The sequence below is a fragment of the Roseibium sp. MMSF_3247 genome (assembly GCF_030733765.1).
In the GTDB taxonomy this organism is placed as follows: Bacteria; Pseudomonadota; Alphaproteobacteria; order Rhizobiales; family Stappiaceae; genus Roseibium.
This window is the reverse complement of record NZ_JASHII010000002.1, coordinates 948,104-965,390: the sequence shown is the minus strand read 5'-3', so window position 1 is coordinate 965,390 and position 17,287 is coordinate 948,104. Positions and strand designations below refer to the sequence as shown.

Here is a 17,287-nt window from a genome sequence, read left to right as displayed (position 1 = left end):
CATCGTAAGGCAAGTTGCAACAAGTCTTTAAGTGCGGAAACGATCATGGCCCGGGCGAAGAAAGAAATCTCGTGTGATGCAGTTGTTGTCGGTGGTGGACCGTCTGGGCGGATCACGGCGCTGGCGCTTGGGAAGACCGGCATCAAAACGGCTTTGGTCGCCCCTTTTGACGCACCTCAAGATGCTCGGACCACAGCCCTCTGGCAAAAATCGATCGATCTGCTCAAAGGCCTCGGCGTCTGGGACGACATTCTGCCTACGGCAGAACCCTTGAAAACGATGCGCATGATCGATGGATCCAAACGGCTGATCCGCTCGCCCGAAACCCTTTTTGAAAGCGCAGAACTCGGCGTTGAAGAGTTTGGCTACAACATCATCAACGCCGAACTCAACAAGGTGCTGGCCGCTGCCTGTTCCGCTGAGGACAACCTCACTTGCGTCGATGACCTCGCTGAAAACGCTGCTTTTTCCGAAGATAAAACCGTTATCACCACAAAAACCGGGACAACCGTTTCTGCAGATCTCGCTGTTGCAGCCGATGGCCGTAACTCGCTTCTGCGGACTTCGGCCGGAATAGAGGTCAAGCGCTGGTCTTATCCACAGACCGCCCTTGTTCTCAATCTCGAGCACACGCTCCCACACAGCGGTATCTCGACCGAATTCCACACACCAACCGGACCGTTCACGCTTGTTCCGCTGCCCGGCCGGCAGTCCTCTTTGGTCTGTGTTGAGACGGCAGAAACCGCGGACCGGTTGAAAACCATGGACAAGACGCTGCTCGCACGGGATTTGGAAGACCGGGCATGCTCCATTCTCGGCAAGTTCACGGTATTTTCCGAACCGCAGACCTTCCCGTTGTCTGGCATGACGGCCCAGTCGGTGATTTCAAATCGTTTGGCTTTGGTCGGGGAAACGGCGCATGTCTTTCCACCAGTTGGCGCGCAGGGCCTGAACCTATCAATGCGTGACATCTCCGATTTAATATCAGCTGTGGCCGCGGCTCAGGCCAAAGGACAGGACATAGGCAGTCCGGAAGCCCTGATAACTTTTGAACACAAGCGGATGGCCGATATCCGGTCCAGGACCAATGCGGTCGATATGTTGAACCGGTCCTTTTTGACAGATTTCCTGCCGGTTCAGGCAGCCCGAAGCGCAGGCATGTATCTGGCGGGCAAGATTGGCCCCTTCCGGCGTTTGCTCATGCGCGAAGGAATGGCGCCAGGAACCGGGTTTCAGCTGCGCCCATAACGCCTGCCTCAGCGCGCCTGTTTCAGCGCGATTTTTTTCTGCTGTGGTAGGTCAGGGCCATCCGGATCATCTGCCGCAACTCCGGCAGTGGCAGGGGTTTGGCGAGGGAAAGATGCAGGCTGCGGTCACCGCCAAAGATGAGGTCTGGGAAGAGACCGCGCCATTCCGACACAAGACTGGTGTTGCAGGAAACATAAAGCGCAATGTCGCCCAACTCGGAACCATCTTTCGCAATGCGGATTGTCGTACCTGATTTGGGTTTTTCCGTCAGGTAGCTCGGCTGGCCCCATTTGAGCGTTTCGACAACTTTGCCGCTGCCGTCAGTCTCAGCGGCCGTCTCGAGGATCAGACGGCGCAGCTCCATTAATCCTTCACGGATGTCAGGTGGCTCGCGCTCTATGACTGAAAGTACGTCATTGTCCGGCACATCACCCTCCCCGCATGACTTCCGCGAATCCGGTCGGGAGTGCGCCTGTGGTGATGGCCCAAATGAAGGTGGTCACAGTGACAATTGAAACAAGCGTGCCTATCAGGACAAAGCTCGAGGCCCGCTGCACGTAAGTCCCGTAATGCTGGGCGATGACGAACACGTTTGTCGCCGGTGGCAAACATGCCATCAGGACTGCCGTCGCGATCCAGACCGGGTCGATATTGCCAAGCCACATCAACAACATGAAGATCAGCAATGGATGCACGATCAGTTTAACCGCCAGTACGATCGGCAGTTCGATCGGGATCCGGCCAATTGGGCGGATGGCTATGCTGACTCCCATGGCAAAGAGCGCACAAGGAGCTGCGGCGTTGCTTAGGTAGGTCAGGAGTGTCGAAAACGCCTGAGGCTGCTGCAACTCAAATGCAGCGGCCAACACCCCTGCGATGGTCGCCAGAATAAACGGATGACTGAAGATCCGCCAAAGAATGCTTTTGACGGTATCTGCGATGCTCTGATCTTCCGCGCCCGCAACCGCCATCATCATCGGTGCCAGAATAAACATCAGGGCGTTGTCGAACGACAGGATAAGCGCGGTTGGCACTGTCGCTTCTTCTCCAAGGACCGCGAGCGTCAGCCCCGGCCCCATGTAGCCGACGTTGGAATACGCGCCTGCAATGCCCAGAATCGTTGATTCGGCGATGCTGCCGCGTGTGGCGACCACCCCGATGCAGAAAGCCACCGCGAACACGATGTAAGTGGTGAAGGTCGTGGCCGCGATGAATGCGAAATTTGCCAATTCTTCAAAAGGGGTTCCGGACAACAGCCGGAAAAACAATGCGGGCAGAGCCAGATAGACAACAAAGAAGTTCATCCAGCTCAAACCGGCTTCGGGGATCTGTTTGATCTTGCCGGCCGCGTAGCCCAGGAAAATCAGCCCGAAAAACGGTAGAGAAAGCGAGATGACGTTCTGCATAGTGAGTTCAAAATACTTACGTTTGGCAGGCCGGTTGCGGTGATACGTGGCTGAACGCTTGCATAATCGTGCTGCCTTCGATAAGGACCCCAACATGCAAGACGGCGCGCCGGATCGCATTCCAAACAGGTCTTGAGGTGAACCGCAAGGCCATAACGTTCCGTATGCCGCTTGTCCCGTGTGCTTTTGCCGGAACGGTGAGACCAATTCAGGCCGTGTGGACCGGGACTGTCCACCATCAGTGACCAGTTCAGCTTCTATGACGTTTCGAAACCACCTTGAAAGCCTTCTGCTTTCCACAGCGATTGGCCTTTTCCGGTTGTTCCCGGTGGATTTTGCGTCCTGGCTGATGGGACGTTGCTGGCGCTGGATTGCTCCTTTGAATGCGCGCCACAAACGGGCGCTAACGCATCTGGAAAACGCTTATCCGGACATGCCACTCAAGGAGCGGGAAAAAATCGTTCTGGGGATGTGGGACAATCTCGGTCGGGTCGCTGCCGAGACCTTCCATATCGACCGGCTCCTGCATCAAGATCATCGGTTCGAGGCCGATGCCGACGAGATCACGCAGGCGGTTCTCCGCGGGGAACAGGCCGCTCTGTTCGTGTCGTTTCACAGTGGCAATTGGGAAATGTGCGTTCAACCCGCGGTGATTGGCGGTCTTGAGATTACCGGGGTCTATCAGGCTTTGAAAAACCCGGAGGCCGACAAGGCGCTCCGTTCGTTGCGCAAGGATCTTTACAAGGGTGGTTTGTTGTCGAAAGGCCACCAGACAGCGCGAAAGATTTTGTCGACCCTGAAAGCTGGCGGGATTGTCGCTATCATGGGAGATCTTCGTGAGACCCGCGGAATTCAGGTCCCGTTTTTCGGTCAGATGGCTTATGCGAACCCAATTCCCGCCTCTCTGGCCCGCTCCTGCGGTGTGCCGATTGTCCTTGGACGGGTTATCCGAAAGAACGGCGTGAACTTCCGCATAGAAGGGCGTGCAATCTCGGTGCCCGTCACAGAAGACCGGCAAGCAGACATTGAAGCGGCGACTGTCCGTATTCATGAGATTTTTGAAGAATGGATTCGCGAACATCCTGAGCAATGGATGTGGATCCATAAGAAATGGGCTGCAGCGGGAAGCGCCGCTCCGGCGAAGGACGCTGCGTAAGCAGGCCGCGCCTGTCCGCCTTTCGGAGCAGTTGCAGTGCAACATTTGAAAGATATGCTAGGGCCACAATTGTGGAGGACAGCATTTTGACCAAAACCCCGAGCGCATTTTACAAACCCCTTGCGATTGGCGCGCCGGATCCCTTCCGTGAACTGCCCGTTACCCTGGAGCGGATGATCCATTTCGTCCCGCCGCATATTGAGAAAATGCGCGCCAAGGTGCCGGATCTCATTGCCAAAGTGGACGTGGTCCTCGGCAATCTCGAGGACGCAATTCCCGCCGATGCCAAAACGGACGCACGCCGTGGCTTCATCCAGATGGCCCAAGACAACGACTTCGGCCAAACGGGGCTTTGGACACGGGTCAACTGCCTGAACAGCCCCTGGTTTTTGGATGATCTGATGGAAATCGTTCCGGCAGTTGGTGAGAAACTCGATGTCATCATGCTGCCGAAAGTCGAGGGTCCTTGGGATATTCACTATCTCGACCAGCTCCTTGCGCAGCTTGAAGCGAAGGCGGGCATTCAAAAACCGATTCTCATTCACGCGATCCTTGAAACCGCCGAAGGGGTGAAGAATGTTGAGGCGATTGCCGCTGCAAGTCCGCGGATGCACGGCATGAGCCTGGGGCCGGCTGATCTTGCAGCCTCGCGTGGCATGAAAACCACCCGGGTTGGTGGCGGACATCCAGATTACGCAGTTCTTGCAGACCCTACCGAAGGTGCGGCACGAACGGCTTACCAGCAAGATCTTTGGCATTACACGGTGGCAAAGATGGTGGATGCCTGCCTATCGTATGGATTGAAGCCGTTTTATGGGCCATTCGGCGATTTTTCCGATACCGATGCGTGCGAGAGCCAGTTCCGCAATTCATTTCTGATGGGCTGCCTCGGTGCCTGGTCACTGCACCCGACACAAATCGACATTGCAAAACGTGTCTTTTCGCCAGATCCCGGCGAAGTGGCGTTTGCCATGAAGATCCTTGATGCCATGCCCGATGGCACAGGCGCAGTCATGATCGATGGAAAAATGCAAGATGATGCAACCTGGAAACAGGCCAAGGTGATTGTTGACCTGGCTAAAGTTGTCGCATCCAAGGATGCAGAACTTGCAGAAGTTTACGGTCTTTAGATTTCGGCAAGTTTGCCGAGCTAATATTGACACTTAGACCCCTTGCATGTGCACAATAGGAAAGCTACTTCCTGCACATGCAAGCAGTTGGCGATTGAGTAATCATGCGTACGGCGAAATTCAAAATCGGTCAGGTGGTTCGGCACCGGGTGTACCCCTTTCGCGGGGTAATCTTTGATGTCGATCCGACCTTCAGCAACACCGAAGAATGGTGGGATGCCATTCCAGAAGACGTTCGTCCGAAACGCGACCAGCCGTTTTATCATCTGCTCGCCGAAAACGATGAAACCGAGTACGTCGCTTATGTCAGCGAACAAAATCTTGTTCCCGACATGACAGGTGAGCCGGTGCGCCATCCGCAGGTTGCTGAGATCTTCGAAGAACAGTCAGATGGCTCTTATCTGCCGCGGTCGGTGGAGATGCACTGAAGACCTTCCCGATTAACAGCTCCGAAGATTGAAAGCCGGGTCACTAGGTCCGGCTTTTTTGTTGGCCACGTCCCTGTTTTTCCGACACAAACAAAAAGGCCGGAGCATTTTCGCTCCGGCCTGATCGGATACTATCACAAAGAAGAGATCTTACTGGTTGGCCGCGTTTTGTGCGTCGATCAGCTTCTGACGTGCCTCATCAGCCCGTTTCTGCAACTCGTTCTGCAGTTCTTCCTGACGCTTTTGCAGCTCAGCAATGTCCATCGGCGCGCCGTCATAGACCTTGGTGAAGCCAATTAGCGTGACATCGAAAGCGATTTCCTTGCCCTGCTGGTTGAACGGGATGACCCGCATGCCACCGCCCTGCTTCATCGCGTTGACGAAGTTGTTGTCGATTGCCAACTCGGCGTAACACGCATTCGGCGCACAGATGCTGTACTTGCCCTGCACCGGCTTGCTGTCATCGATCTGGATGCGAACGCCCGGCTGAATCAAAACCCCGGTCGGTACGGCCACCAGGAGCTTCTTCCGAGCTTCGCCTTCAACTTCCTGAATGGCGACGTTGCTCAAGAACTGACCGGTATTCGTCCGCAACTCAATAGAAATAAAGCAGACTTCCTTGTTGTTGGTCTGCTCGTTCTTGTTACACGCCTTTGTCCAAGGGCTCTCTTCTTCCTGGGCAATTGCGGGAGCACTTGCGAAAGAAGACAGGGTCACGAGCGCGGCGGCGGCGCCAGCGATCAATCCTCTTTTCAAAACACTCTTCATCGAAACGTCCTCAATCGTGGATGTGCAAATCTTTGCGCTGTTCTGTGACATTCCGCATACAACCGCAAGACCCGGCCGCGCTTTCATGTCGGTTTTCCATGGTAAGACATCCAATTTGGGCAAGAGGGTGACCGATATGCAACGCACTTTCCGATCTGCGAAACAATTCTGAATATCCAACAGTTTCCTGCTTGTTCGGCGCGCTGCCTTTATTTCCTTGTGGTACGCTTTTGAAATGAGAATCAACCGGTTTTCCGTATTTGTCATGTTCAACTGGCCGCGACATTCAGAAAAAAGCAGTTGTGCGAAAACCGCACAGGCGTTGCTGTTTGCCGTTTCTCTAGGCATGGCCACTGTGCTTTCGACAGTTTTTGCCCCCGCTGCATATTCGACAGACGACTCGGTCAAATGGTCTCATGGCATTGCGATGCATGGCGAACCGGTCCTGCCACCTGATACGCCTTTTCCATACGCAAACCCTGATGCACCTAAAGGCGGTTCCATTACGTTGGGTGTTCAAGGGACTTTCAACAGCCTGAATTCTTTCATCGTTCAAGGCGGCTGGACGTCTGCCCGAGGTATGCGGGAACGTCAGTTCGGCAACAACATCTTTGAAAGCCTGCTAGTTCGGTCTTATGCAGAGCCGTTTTCCCTTTACGGGCTGCTCGCACAACGCGTTCGAATGCCAGATAGCCGCGAATGGATTGAGTTTGAGCTCAATCCGGACGCCAAATTCTCAGATGGTTCGCCGGTTACAGTTGAAGACGTGATCTTTTCCCTTGAAATCATAGAGGAAAAGGGACGTCCGCCGTTCCGTAACTGGTATGCGCAGATTAAGGAAAAGAGTATCACTGCGCCCGACCGGCTGAAACTGGTCTTTGAAAACGGCGACAACCGGGAACTGCCCCTGCTGGTTGCCCTTGCCCCGATCTTTTCCAAAAAACACACAGATGTCGAGACGTTCGACCGCTCGACCCTCACACCGCTTGTTGCCTCAGGCCCCTACACATTCAAGACTATCGAGCCGGGCCGGCTGGTGGTTTACGAGAAGAATCCGGACTATTGGGCGAACGACCTACCGGTCAAAAAGGGTTTCGACAATTTCGATGAGATCCGGGTCGAATACTATCGCGATGAGACCACGCTCCAGGAATCATTCAAAAAAGGCCTCATCGACTTTCTGAAATTCGGTGATCCCGTTCGCTGGGCTACAGGCTTTGACTTTCCTGCCGCCAAGGATGGCGATGTCATAAAGCTGGAGATCCCGCGTGGTGTTCCAGCGCCCACGCAAGGCATGGCGTTCAACACCCGGCGAGACCAATTCTCCGATCGGGTGACCCGAAAAGCACTCAGGATGCTGTTCGACTTCAAGTGGGTGAACGACAATCTCTACTATGGGCTCTACAGGCGGACAGCTGGTTATTGGGACAATTCCGAACTGTCATCGATCGGCCGGCCTGCGAGCGAACGAGAACGCGCGTTGCTTGCCCCCTTCCCCGATGCCGTTGATCCGGACGTTCTGGAGGGCACGTGGCGGCCGGCAGATGCGGATGGCTCTGGCAGGGACCGAAAAGTTCTCCGTGCGGCCCTGAATGAATTCAAGAAAGCCGGATACGCGCTTCAAGATCGCAAGCTTATCCATCAGGAAACAGGCCAACCACTCAGCTTCGAAATCCTGTCCAAGAACGAAGACGAGGAAAAACTGGCTCTTGCCTACATCCGGACCCTGGAATTGCTTGGAATAGAGGCAACAGTTCGCAGTGTAGATCCGTCCCAGTTCGAAGACAGGCGCACACGGCGCGATTTCGACATGGTGTTCAACACCTGGACGTCTTCGCTGTCTCCGGGCGCAGAACAATACGGGCGCTGGTCATCACAAGCTGCTGAAGCTGAGGGATCCTTCAACTTCGTCGGGGCCAGCGAACCGGCGATTGATGCCCTGATCGACGAAATCGTCGGTGCCCGGTCCAGGGAACACTTTGTTGATGCGGTGCGCGCCTTCGACCGGGTTCTGATCTCAGGGGCCTACTCGGTACCGCTTTATCACTTGCCCGACTATTGGGCCGCACACTGGAAACGCGTTTCGCCGCCGAGCCACCATTCTCTTTATGGGGATGAACTGGACACGTGGTGGTCAACCTCACTCAACTGATCGGACCTACGGACGACTTGAAAAATGAAAGTAACGCCTGAAAGCCTGGTGCAGGAACATCATGAAAGCGGAGCCTGGTCCGATTTGCCGCTTGATGAAATTTTCCGCCAAACCGCCGAAACCCACCCTGACCGTGTCGCCATCGTCGATGCGCCGGATCGCGCAACCTGGACAGGTGGCGCACCACGCCGACTAACATACGCTGAAGCGGATCGCGAGATCGACAAGCTTGCCGCGTTTTATGGCGCTGTCGGGCTCACGCAAGATCATGTGGTTGGAGTCCAATCGCCCAACACCGTAGACACCGTCATTGCAATATTGGCCGCCTTGCGCGCCGATTTGATCGTTTCCCCGCTGCCCCTTCATTGGCGGCAGAAGAACGTTCTGGATGCGCTTAATTCGATCGGTGCAAAGGGCCTGATTGCGGCAGACCGGATTGAAACCCGGGATGTTGGCACAGCCGCGCGGGATGTGGCGGCGGAACTGTTTTCGCTGCGCTTTGTTTTCGGTCTTGGAAAGGACATCCCAGACGGGTTGATCGAACTTGGACCAATGCTTGCCGAAATGGGAGATGAGCTGCAGTTCGAGCGGAGCGAACCGCGCCCGGATCCCGCGGATCATGCGGCGACCATCTGCTGGAGCCGGAGCGGCGAAGAAAACATGCCGGTCAGCCGGTGCCATAATCATTGGACGTCCTGCGGCACTTTGGTGATCAACGAAGCGCATATCAAGGAAGCGGGCAATATTGTCCTCCCCTATTCCCTCAGCGGGCTGACAGGTCTTGGCGGCGGGCTTGTGCCCTGGCTGATGACGGCAGGAACGCTTCATCTTCATCACCCGACGTCGCTTGCTAATCTTGCCGACCACGCCAAAGCCGTCAAAGCGGATGTTGTTCTCGCACCGGGGCCACTTGCGCAGACACTGGACCGTAAGCTTGGCGATGTGAACACAACCCTCCTGGCTGCCTGGAACATCTCGTCGCCGCAGCCAACAACGTTCGTACCGCGCAGGCGTATGGTTGATCTCAATATCGCCGACGAATTTGCGCTGACGGCCCACGCGCGGGGCCCGAGTGCGAAATCAAGGCCCATACCCCTGGGAAAGCATCAGGGGCCAGAGGGGTGTGAAAGCGGGCCAGCCCTAGTCGAAATCGCCGTCTCTGAGACATTTGAAGACCAAATGCCGACCTTGCTGGTGCGTGGTCCAATGGTGCCCGATATCGGGTGGCGGACACTAAACGGCAATCAGCGCCGCCTGCGGTGGGAAGGCAACGGATATCTGAATACAAATATCAAGGTCTCTGTCACCGATGAAGGGCTGAATGGTTTCGGCGTGCCGGGTCTTTATGCCTTGGGCACCGGTAACCTGGAGACGATTGACGTTATCTATTCGTCTTATCCCGGGATACGGGAAGCGGCCGCGTTCATTGTCGAAGACCCGGTCCTCGGTGCGCGCATGTACGCGGCCCTTGTTCCAGAACCCGGCCACGTGCCCGATGCCGGTGCTTTTTTCGCCTATCTTGACGCTGAGGGAGTTGACCTTGCCAAAATCCCACACAGAGTGTTGATATTGCAATCGTTGCCGCGAAACGACGACGGTACGGTGTGCCGGGACCGATTGACACTACGCACACAAAGGCTGCCTGCGGCTGTCGCGTAATATAAGAGGGGCCTGATGAAGGCAGGTCGATGGTGGGAAACGGGATGGACGTAGAAACCTCGCTCTCTTGGCGCGGACCTTATTGGTATGTGGGACGGTGCCCTCTCCGTCCAGCGTCTTCCCATGCTGAGAACGATCAAGATGTCTCTCTGATGGGGCTGTTTGACCGCTCACTGTCTCCACCACAGCAGCTGCCGGCGGCGGTAATCATCGACATTCAAGACATCCCTACCGAAAAAAGGCGCCCATTTTTTCTTTGGCTGGCAGAAGAGGTTCGAACTCTGCCTTGCGATGTTCCGCTTTACATTCTGACTGGAAGCGAAGATGAGCCGGTCGACGGGCTTCGACCAATGGCGATCCTGGAACGGTCAGTTCCAGATGACATCCTGGTGATGCTGATTTGCATTCATCAACGGGCTCTACTTCGTTCGGAAGAAGCTCGGATCCGCCGGCGCATCTTCGGTAGGATCCCCGGGTTTGGTGCGGCACCACACTACACCGGCGGCAGCGGCCTGATGGTTGTCGGGGTGAGCGGACGTTTTCTGGAATGGCAGGCCGCAAGCAGCCACAATGTGGAAGTCGTCGGAGCGTTTGACGGGGGCATGGCCACCGAATTCATGGCGCAGCGGGCGTTTGACGCGGTTGTCATCGACAGCACGTCCGAAGACACCATCGACTACATGCAGCAAATCAGGCGGGACGCCCGCTTTGCGAGCTTACCGGTCTTGGCTGTGTGTGAAGATCCAGAAGATGTCGTTACCTTGTTCCGGAATGGAGCCTCCGACGTCCTTCTTGGAAGAAACAGCCCCGAAACACTCAACCGGAGGCTGGCGTCAGCCATTCGCCTTGGCAAACGGCGCCGTCTCGCCGACCGCGTTCTCTCAGAAAGTCATATGTGGCTTCAGCAACAAATTACCGTCGGTGGCCTCGATCAAGATCGGTATGAGCATTATCTGGAGACGACAGCCAACGCGATGGCAGCCCGCGGGCTCGATCTTTGGGAAATGCGCCTGTCTCCGGAAAACTTTAATATTCCTGCTTCAACCGCAGAGGATCTTGCGGAACTGAACGGTACTTTGCTGTCTGTTGCGGATGCCACAAGCCGGGATGAAGACCTGGTTTGCCTGGTCCGCGGTCTTGGCCCTGTGGCTGTCTTGAAGAATGAAGCCGGTACTTTGCGCCTTCAAAAACGGATAAACTCCATTCTCGCTCACACGGTGATGGCGCCCTGAACCCGGTTCACAAAGTGTAGATCGGACGTCGGGGCATTTCCCCGGCGCACTCATCCTGCTAGTCTGGCGGTGAGAATACAAAAACTGCAACAAACCCAAGGTCTCCCGAATGAGTAGCACCCCAGCAATCACCATTGATATCGTCTCAGATGTGATGTGCCCCTGGTGCTATATTGGCAAACGCCGGCTGGAGGCTGCGCTCAAACAAGTGCCTAACATTCCCGTCGAAGTTCGCTGGCACCCGTTTCAGCTCGATGCAACGCTTCCCAAAACCGGTAAGGACCGGAAACAGTATCTGAGCGACAAGTTTGGAGGAATGGAACGGGCGAATGCCTTCTATTCCCAAATCAAAGCGGCCGGTACGGAAGAAGGTATCCCGTTCGACTTTGACGCCATCAAGCTGTCACCGAACACGCTGGATTGTCATCGACTCGTTCTGTGGTCCCGAGCCGATGATGTTCAGGATGATGTGGTGGAGCGGCTGTTTAAGGCTTATTTTGTCAATGGCGAGGACCTGACAAAGTCCGAACTTCTGGTCCGCATTTCAGAAGAAGCGGGAATGCAATCGGATCTCGTCGAGCAACTGCTCGAGACCGAGACCGACCTCGACAAAATCATTACTCAGATAGGCAAAGCCCAGGAATCAGGCGTGACCGGTGTTCCGTGCTTTATCATCGACGGACGTTTTGTGCTGGCTGGCGCCGAAAAAGCCGAAACAATTGCAGCCGGCATCATGCACGCCGATGCGACACGCACCGACGTGGAAGCAGAAACCGCGTCATGATTGGTTTGGCTTACTTTTCGTAAGGCGCGATATCGACGAATCCGAGTTCAGTCGTTGGGTCAAGACGGAAGTCGACGATCCGCCGGACCTGCCGTTTCTTTTCCATCTTCAAGCGTTTCCAAGCCAGCGCGGCAGCGGCCTTAGGATAAACGTGGAAGCCTCGGGGTGCCGTCGACAAATTTTCAAGACCCAGTGTCCGGCGCAAGACACCATTGCCATAGCGAACAGCAAATTCGTGGCGGATGTCGCGCGTCCAATGTTCCGTCGTAACTGAGATGTTCAGGCAATCGTGGTTCTCGACCCGGTGCGGGCCATAGAGCGGCCAATGCATCATCTCCCCGGCCTCCAGGTCGTGCACCTCGGCATACTCGTCAAACCACGGCTGATACGGAACTTCCTCTTCCGTTTCCTGCATCAAGATCTTTTCAAGCGACTCGTCGGTCAAGAACGCCTGATTGACCGGGTATACGTAGACCCGTTTTTTTCCCTGCAGTTGCCAGAGGCTCTGCCCCTGCACATCAGCATGGTAATAAACTTGGATTTTGGGTGAGGACACCAAAAGGGACATGTTGCGCATTGTGGTCTTCAAGTGCGGAACACGGACCTCGAACTCTGAGAAAATCTGGTTGAGTACGCGATCATATTGCGGATCGATGTCCATGATCCGGAATACGTTCATCCACAAACGGCCGTTGCGAATGCAATTGATCACTTCGGTCCCGCTGGTGCTGCCGATTTCCCCATGGCGCCACTCCTTGACATTCTTGTCGTGGCCCATCGTGTTCAAGGTGTATTGATGCGGCTCAAGCTTGTCGATCAGCTTTCCAAGAGCTTCCTCGGAAAACAATCCAGTTTCCGCGAGCCGATGCTTAAGCTTGATGTTCTGACGGTCAAACAGCGCACTGTGTTGATCTTGCCAATTGGCAATGACATCTTGGGTTTGGGAAATCGCATTCATAACGCAGCCAATCATCCAGAGTTGAACGCTGCATATGTATAAGAACAACTTCAATATATTGTAAATATTGACGCTGTACTCGTGGTTAATGCATTAACCATTAGTCCGGTAATTTGCCAATTGGAACAACAAAACACCGTTATCCGAATGGTAAAAAAATACCCCGCAGAATTTTGCGGGGTATCGAATAGCGTGAATACAACGATCAGCCTTTGAGAATGGACCGGCCGGCGTAGAAAGCTTGCGGACCGAGTTCTTCCTCGATGCGGATCAATTGATTGTACTTGGCAAGCCGGTCAGAGCGCGCCAAGGAACCGGTTTTGATCTGACCGCAATTGGTTGCGACCGCAAGATCTGCAATTGTTGCATCTTCGGTCTCGCCAGAACGGTGCGACATCACGGCTGTGTAAGACGCCTTGTGTGCCGTCTCAACAGCATCGAGTGTTTCAGACAATGTTCCAATCTGGTTGACTTTCACCAGGATGGAGTTGGCTACGCCCTTCTCAATACCCTGACGCAGACGCGCTGAGTTGGTCACGAAGAGATCATCACCAACCAGCTGACATTTGCTGCCGAAAAGATCGGTCGCAGCCTTCCAGCCATCCCAGTCATCTTCCGCAAGACCATCTTCGATGGAAATAATCGGGTAGCGGTTGACCAAGTCTTCCAGATACTTCGCCATTTCCTCAGGATTCAGGGTCTTGCCCTCGCCTTCCAGAACGTATTTTCCGTCCTTGAAAAACTCGGTCGACGCCGCATCGAGTGCCAGGAACATGTCTTCACCCGGCTTGTAGCCCGCGCTCTCGATCGCCTTCATGACGAACCCGATGGCGTCATCGGTTGATGCAAGGTTCGGGGCAAAGCCGCCTTCATCGCCGACATTCGTGTTGTAACCGGCGGCAGACAAAGCTTTTTTCAGTGTATGGAAGACTTCTGAACCCATGCGGACAGCTTCGCTGAGGCTTTCCGCGCCAACCGGCATGATCATGAATTCCTGGAAATCGATCGGGTTGTCGGCGTGTTCACCGCCGTTGATGATGTTCATCATCGGAACAGGCAGGGTGCGGGCCGAAGTTCCACCGACATAGCGGTAGAGCGGCAAACCGGTTGCCTGCGCTGCAGCGCGCGAGACAGCAAGTGAAACACCGAGGATTGCGTTTGCACCAAGGCGTGCCTTGTTCGGGGTTCCATCCAGATCGATCATTGCGCGGTCGATTTGGAGCTGGTCTTCGGCTTCCAGGCCACCGATCGTTTCAAAAATTTCGCCATTCACGGCATCAACGGCGTTCTGGACACCCTTGCCCATGTAGCGGTCGCCGCCGTCCCGCAGCTCGACAGCTTCGTGAGCGCCGGTGGATGCGCCGGACGGTACAGCTGCGCGGCCGAAAGATCCGTCTTCAAGAAAGACGTCGACTTCCACGGTCGGGTTGCCACGGCTGTCAAAAATCTGACGGCCGGTGATGTCGATAATGGCGGTCATGAATTACTCCTCGTTTGCGCTCATCGGTTCCCAGCATTTGGAAGAACCGCCGCGATAAGTCCGGGGCAGCGATTTCAAACACCGCCTCCCCCAAGCAAAACGGGCCGCAAACTCGCGGCCCAATCGATCAAGCCGGCGAACCGGCGGATTTCTTTACAACAGCATCAATGGCTTTCAGCTCAGCCAGAAGAGCTCCAAGGTTCCGCAGCGCGATCATGTTCGGGCCATCTGATGACGTCGTGTTCTCAGGATCTGGATGGGTTTCAATAAAGACCCCGCCAACACCGACAGCAACGGCTGCGCGCGCCAGCACAGCAACCATTTCACGGTCACCGCCGGAAGATCCGCCAAGACCGCCTGGCTGTTGGACGGAGTGGGTTGCATCAAAGACCACCGGTGCTCCGGTTTGCGCCATGATCGGCAACGCGCGCATATCGCTTACCAGCGTGTTGTAGCCAAAGCTCGCGCCACGCTCGGTCAGGAGAACATTCGGATTGCCGGAATCCGTTATTTTCCGGAGGACGTTCTTCATGTCCCAAGGAGCCAGAAACTGCCCTTTCTTTACGTTGATCACAGCACCCGTTTCAGCAGCTGCGACCAGAAGGTCTGTTTGGCGGCACAAAAAGGCCGGGATCTGGAGGACGTCGACCACGTCAGCGACTGGAGCACATTGCTCTGCGTTATGAATGTCAGTCAGGACCGGAAGTCCAAATGTCTCTTTGATTTCAGCGAAAATCGGCAAGGCTTCGTTCAAACCGATGCCGCGGGTTGCTGACAGGGACGTCCGGTTCGCCTTGTCGAACGAACTCTTGTAGACAACCGGAATTCCAAGACCGCCCGCAATTTCCTTCACCGCTGCAGCACATTCCAGCGCATGGTCGCGGCTTTCCAATTGGCATGGCCCGGCAATCAAGCTGAAGGGCGCGGAATTGTTGAAGGAAACGCTCCCCACGTTCACAGTGCGGTTGGCTTCAGTCATCAAGGATCCTTTGTCTACTTGGAAACAGCGGCCCGCTCAATTGAGCGAGTAAATGGGGGTGATGTGAATTCGCGTGTTCAATAACCTTCTTTTCCAGAACCTGCAATATCAGGCGGCTCGGAACGCAGAATTCATTTTAATCGATTTAAAATGCAAGCAGCTCCAGACGTGTGATTTACGCCACATCCGTTTCACGCAGATAAGAGATACATTCAGTGTTAATACTCTCCGGGGTATTGCCAATACAAAAGAAACGTTACGTCCTGAAGCGTGTTGCGGTAACGCGCGGTTGGATGTGAGCACACGTTGATAAGAGCCACCTGCGTGGCGGAATTTGCAAGAGTTGGAATTTCAGGCATGACCAAACCGATCCGCAAAGCCATCCTTCCCGTTGCCGGTCTCGGAACCCGCTTTTTGCCGGCAACAAAAGCTGTGCCGAAGGAAATGCTGACGATCGTCGATCGGCCGATCATCCAGTACGTGGTGGACGAAGCGCGGGCTGCTGGCATTGAACACATCGTTTTCGTTACCGGCCGCAACAAACAGGTGATCGAGGACCACTTCGACGTGGCTTATGAGCTTGAAGACACCTTGAAAACCCGCAACAAAACAGCGGCTCTGGATCTTCTTGATAAGCATCGCCCAACACCCGGATCAACCAGCTTTACGCGCCAGCAAGCCCCGCTAGGGCTTGGCCATGCCATCTGGTGCGCACGCGACATCATCGGCGACGAACCATTTGCCATTCTTTTGCCGGACGTGATTATCAAGTCGAAAGTCAGCTGCCTGAAACAGATGGTCGACCTTTATGACGGGACCGGCGGCAACGTCATTGCGGTCGAGGAAGTGCCGGAAGACCAGACCCAGAACTACGGTATTGTGGAGCTTGCTGAAAAGATAAAAGAAAACGCAGCGCACATTTCCAACATGGTCGAAAAGCCGGCCCCTGGAACCGCCCCGTCCAATTTGATGATCACGGGACGCTATATTCTGCAGCCCCAGATTTTCGAGCTGTTGTCAAAACAAGATACCGGTGCGGGCGGCGAGATCCAGCTGACGGACAGCATGTTGAAGCTGATGGAAACTCAGCCGTTCTCGTCGATCAAGTTCGAAGGCCGGAGTTTCGACTGCGGCTCCAAGGCGGGGTTCTTGAGCGCCAACATTGCGTTCGGTCTTGATGATCCGAAACTCGCCAGCGAAATCCTGCCGTTCATGCGTGAGATTATCGACCAACCGGCGGCAGCTGAGTAACTGTTCAAAACTGCAGTCTGATCAAAACCCGTCACGAACCGTGGCGGGTTTTTTATTTCACGGCGTAGCGACCGTTCCGAAGTGGCGGCAAGAAGCTGACTTATCCCCACCGGGTGCATTCCGCAGGGGATTCTTAGCTATTTAAGAACTGAAAAGGAAATACCGGCGTATAGTTGGAGTGTTCGAGAAAGGAGACACCGACTATGGCAGCCTCTTATTTCCGGAAATACGCGGCCGGCGCCGTCCTCGGCGCAGCCCTGGCTATTGGCACGGTTTCACCAAGCTTTGCCGCAGATACCAGCGTGTTTCAGTCCATCATCAAGAACCAGATGAGCGCATTTGCTGCGGACGATGCCAAAACTGCATTCTCCTTTGCAACAAGGTCTCTGCAGCAGCGGTTCCAGACCCCTGAGTTCTTTATGCAGATGGTCAAAAGCGGGTATCAGCCGGTCTACCGGCCGAAAAACGTGACATTCGGGCAGTCCAAAATGACCAAGTTCGGCCCGACCCAGGAAGTCTACGTTACTGGCCCCAAAGGCCAGAATTGGCTCGCCCTCTACAGTTTTGAAGAGCAAGAAGATGGGTCGTGGCGGATCTCCGGATGCTATCTGACAAAGTCGGACGGGTTCGCAGCTTAGAAGACCTGGGCAAGTTTC

At 55.0% G+C, this 17,287-nt stretch carries 16 protein-coding genes; 10 read left to right on the top strand and 6 right to left on the bottom strand.

The genetic code is table 11. From position 1 onward, the window contains the following. Nucleotides 1–45: 45 nt before the first annotated feature. The gene (locus RBB44_RS09800; protein WP_306147183.1) at nucleotides 46–1,248 is read left to right on the top strand and encodes a UbiH/UbiF family hydroxylase; all 1,203 of its coding nucleotides are present in this window, start codon (nucleotides 46–48) and stop codon (nucleotides 1,246–1,248) included. A gap of 22 nt (nucleotides 1,249–1,270) precedes the next feature. Here the strand turns inward: RBB44_RS09800 and RBB44_RS09795 are convergent, their stop codons facing one another. Beyond that, on the bottom strand, nucleotides 1,271–1,675 hold the full coding sequence (locus RBB44_RS09795) for a DUF1801 domain-containing protein (RefSeq protein ID WP_306147182.1): 405 nt from the start codon (nucleotides 1,673–1,675) through the stop codon (nucleotides 1,271–1,273). Between the two features lies 1 nt (nucleotide 1,676). Next, nucleotides 1,677–2,654 (bottom strand): AEC family transporter, encoded by a 978-nt coding sequence (locus RBB44_RS09790; RefSeq protein WP_133947461.1) that lies wholly within the window; start codon nucleotides 2,652–2,654, stop codon nucleotides 1,677–1,679. Nucleotides 2,655–2,895: 241 nt separating this feature from the next. Between RBB44_RS09790 and RBB44_RS09785 the strand changes: the two genes are divergently transcribed. The 3 genes from RBB44_RS09785 to hspQ all read left to right on the top strand — a co-directional run bounded on the left by RBB44_RS09785 (nucleotide 2,896) and on the right by hspQ (nucleotide 5,368). After that, entirely contained in the window at nucleotides 2,896–3,810 is a 915-nt protein-coding gene (locus tag RBB44_RS09785) for a lysophospholipid acyltransferase family protein (RefSeq protein ID WP_306147181.1), read from the top strand. A gap of 86 nt (nucleotides 3,811–3,896) precedes the next feature. Continuing rightward, nucleotides 3,897–4,940, top strand: a complete 1,044-nt coding sequence (locus RBB44_RS09780; protein ID WP_306147180.1) for a CoA ester lyase — start codon at nucleotides 3,897–3,899, stop codon at nucleotides 4,938–4,940. Between the two features lie 104 nt (nucleotides 4,941–5,044). Continuing rightward, nucleotides 5,045–5,368 (top strand): heat shock protein HspQ, encoded by a 324-nt coding sequence (gene hspQ, locus RBB44_RS09775; RefSeq protein WP_133947467.1) that lies wholly within the window; start codon nucleotides 5,045–5,047, stop codon nucleotides 5,366–5,368. 150 nt (nucleotides 5,369–5,518) lie between these two features. Here the strand turns inward: hspQ and RBB44_RS09770 are convergent, their stop codons facing one another. Beyond that, on the bottom strand, nucleotides 5,519–6,223 hold the full coding sequence (locus tag RBB44_RS09770) for an invasion associated locus B family protein (protein ID WP_133947469.1): 705 nt from the start codon (nucleotides 6,221–6,223) through the stop codon (nucleotides 5,519–5,521). Between the two features lie 259 nt (nucleotides 6,224–6,482). Between RBB44_RS09770 and RBB44_RS09765 the strand changes: the two genes are divergently transcribed. The 4 genes from RBB44_RS09765 (at nucleotide 6,483) to RBB44_RS09750 (ending at nucleotide 11,963) form a co-directional block, all read left to right on the top strand. Beyond that, nucleotides 6,483–8,288: an extracellular solute-binding protein gene (locus RBB44_RS09765; RefSeq protein ID WP_306147178.1), complete on the top strand. Its 1,806-nt coding sequence runs from the start codon at nucleotides 6,483–6,485 to the stop codon at nucleotides 8,286–8,288. Nucleotides 8,289–8,312: 24 nt separating this feature from the next. Further along, nucleotides 8,313–9,947 carry a class I adenylate-forming enzyme family protein gene (locus RBB44_RS09760; protein ID WP_306147177.1) on the top strand — a complete coding sequence of 545 codons (1,635 nt, stop codon included), beginning with the start codon at nucleotides 8,313–8,315 and terminating at the stop codon, nucleotides 9,945–9,947. 44 nt (nucleotides 9,948–9,991) lie between these two features. Then, entirely contained in the window at nucleotides 9,992–11,179 is a 1,188-nt protein-coding gene (locus RBB44_RS09755) for a hypothetical protein (RefSeq protein ID WP_306147175.1), read from the top strand. A 109-nt stretch (nucleotides 11,180–11,288) separates the two neighbouring features. Next, entirely contained in the window at nucleotides 11,289–11,963 is a 675-nt protein-coding gene (locus tag RBB44_RS09750; RefSeq protein ID WP_306147174.1) for a DsbA family oxidoreductase, read from the top strand. A gap of 10 nt (nucleotides 11,964–11,973) precedes the next feature. Here the strand turns inward: RBB44_RS09750 and RBB44_RS09745 are convergent, their stop codons facing one another. The 3 genes from RBB44_RS09745 to kdsA form a co-directional block, all read right to left on the bottom strand. Continuing rightward, the gene (locus tag RBB44_RS09745) at nucleotides 11,974–12,921 is read right to left on the bottom strand and encodes a hypothetical protein (protein WP_306147173.1); all 948 of its coding nucleotides are present in this window, start codon (nucleotides 12,919–12,921) and stop codon (nucleotides 11,974–11,976) included. 205 nt (nucleotides 12,922–13,126) lie between these two features. Then, nucleotides 13,127–14,401 carry a phosphopyruvate hydratase gene (eno, locus tag RBB44_RS09740; RefSeq protein WP_306147172.1) on the bottom strand — a complete coding sequence of 425 codons (1,275 nt, stop codon included), beginning with the start codon at nucleotides 14,399–14,401 and terminating at the stop codon, nucleotides 13,127–13,129. Between the two features lie 127 nt (nucleotides 14,402–14,528). Beyond that, a complete protein-coding gene (gene kdsA / locus RBB44_RS09735; protein ID WP_306147171.1) occupies nucleotides 14,529–15,380 on the bottom strand; it encodes a 3-deoxy-8-phosphooctulonate synthase in 852 nt (283 codons plus the stop codon). A 357-nt stretch (nucleotides 15,381–15,737) separates the two neighbouring features. On the opposite strand from kdsA, the gene galU reads away from it, so the two are divergent. Next, nucleotides 15,738–16,631 carry a UTP--glucose-1-phosphate uridylyltransferase GalU gene (gene galU / locus RBB44_RS09730; RefSeq protein WP_306147170.1) on the top strand — a complete coding sequence of 298 codons (894 nt, stop codon included), beginning with the start codon at nucleotides 15,738–15,740 and terminating at the stop codon, nucleotides 16,629–16,631. Nucleotides 16,632–16,834: 203 nt separating this feature from the next. After that, a complete protein-coding gene (locus RBB44_RS09725) occupies nucleotides 16,835–17,269 on the top strand; it encodes a DUF4864 domain-containing protein (protein ID WP_306147169.1) in 435 nt (144 codons plus the stop codon). The last annotated feature ends 18 nt before the right edge of the window (nucleotides 17,270–17,287 follow it).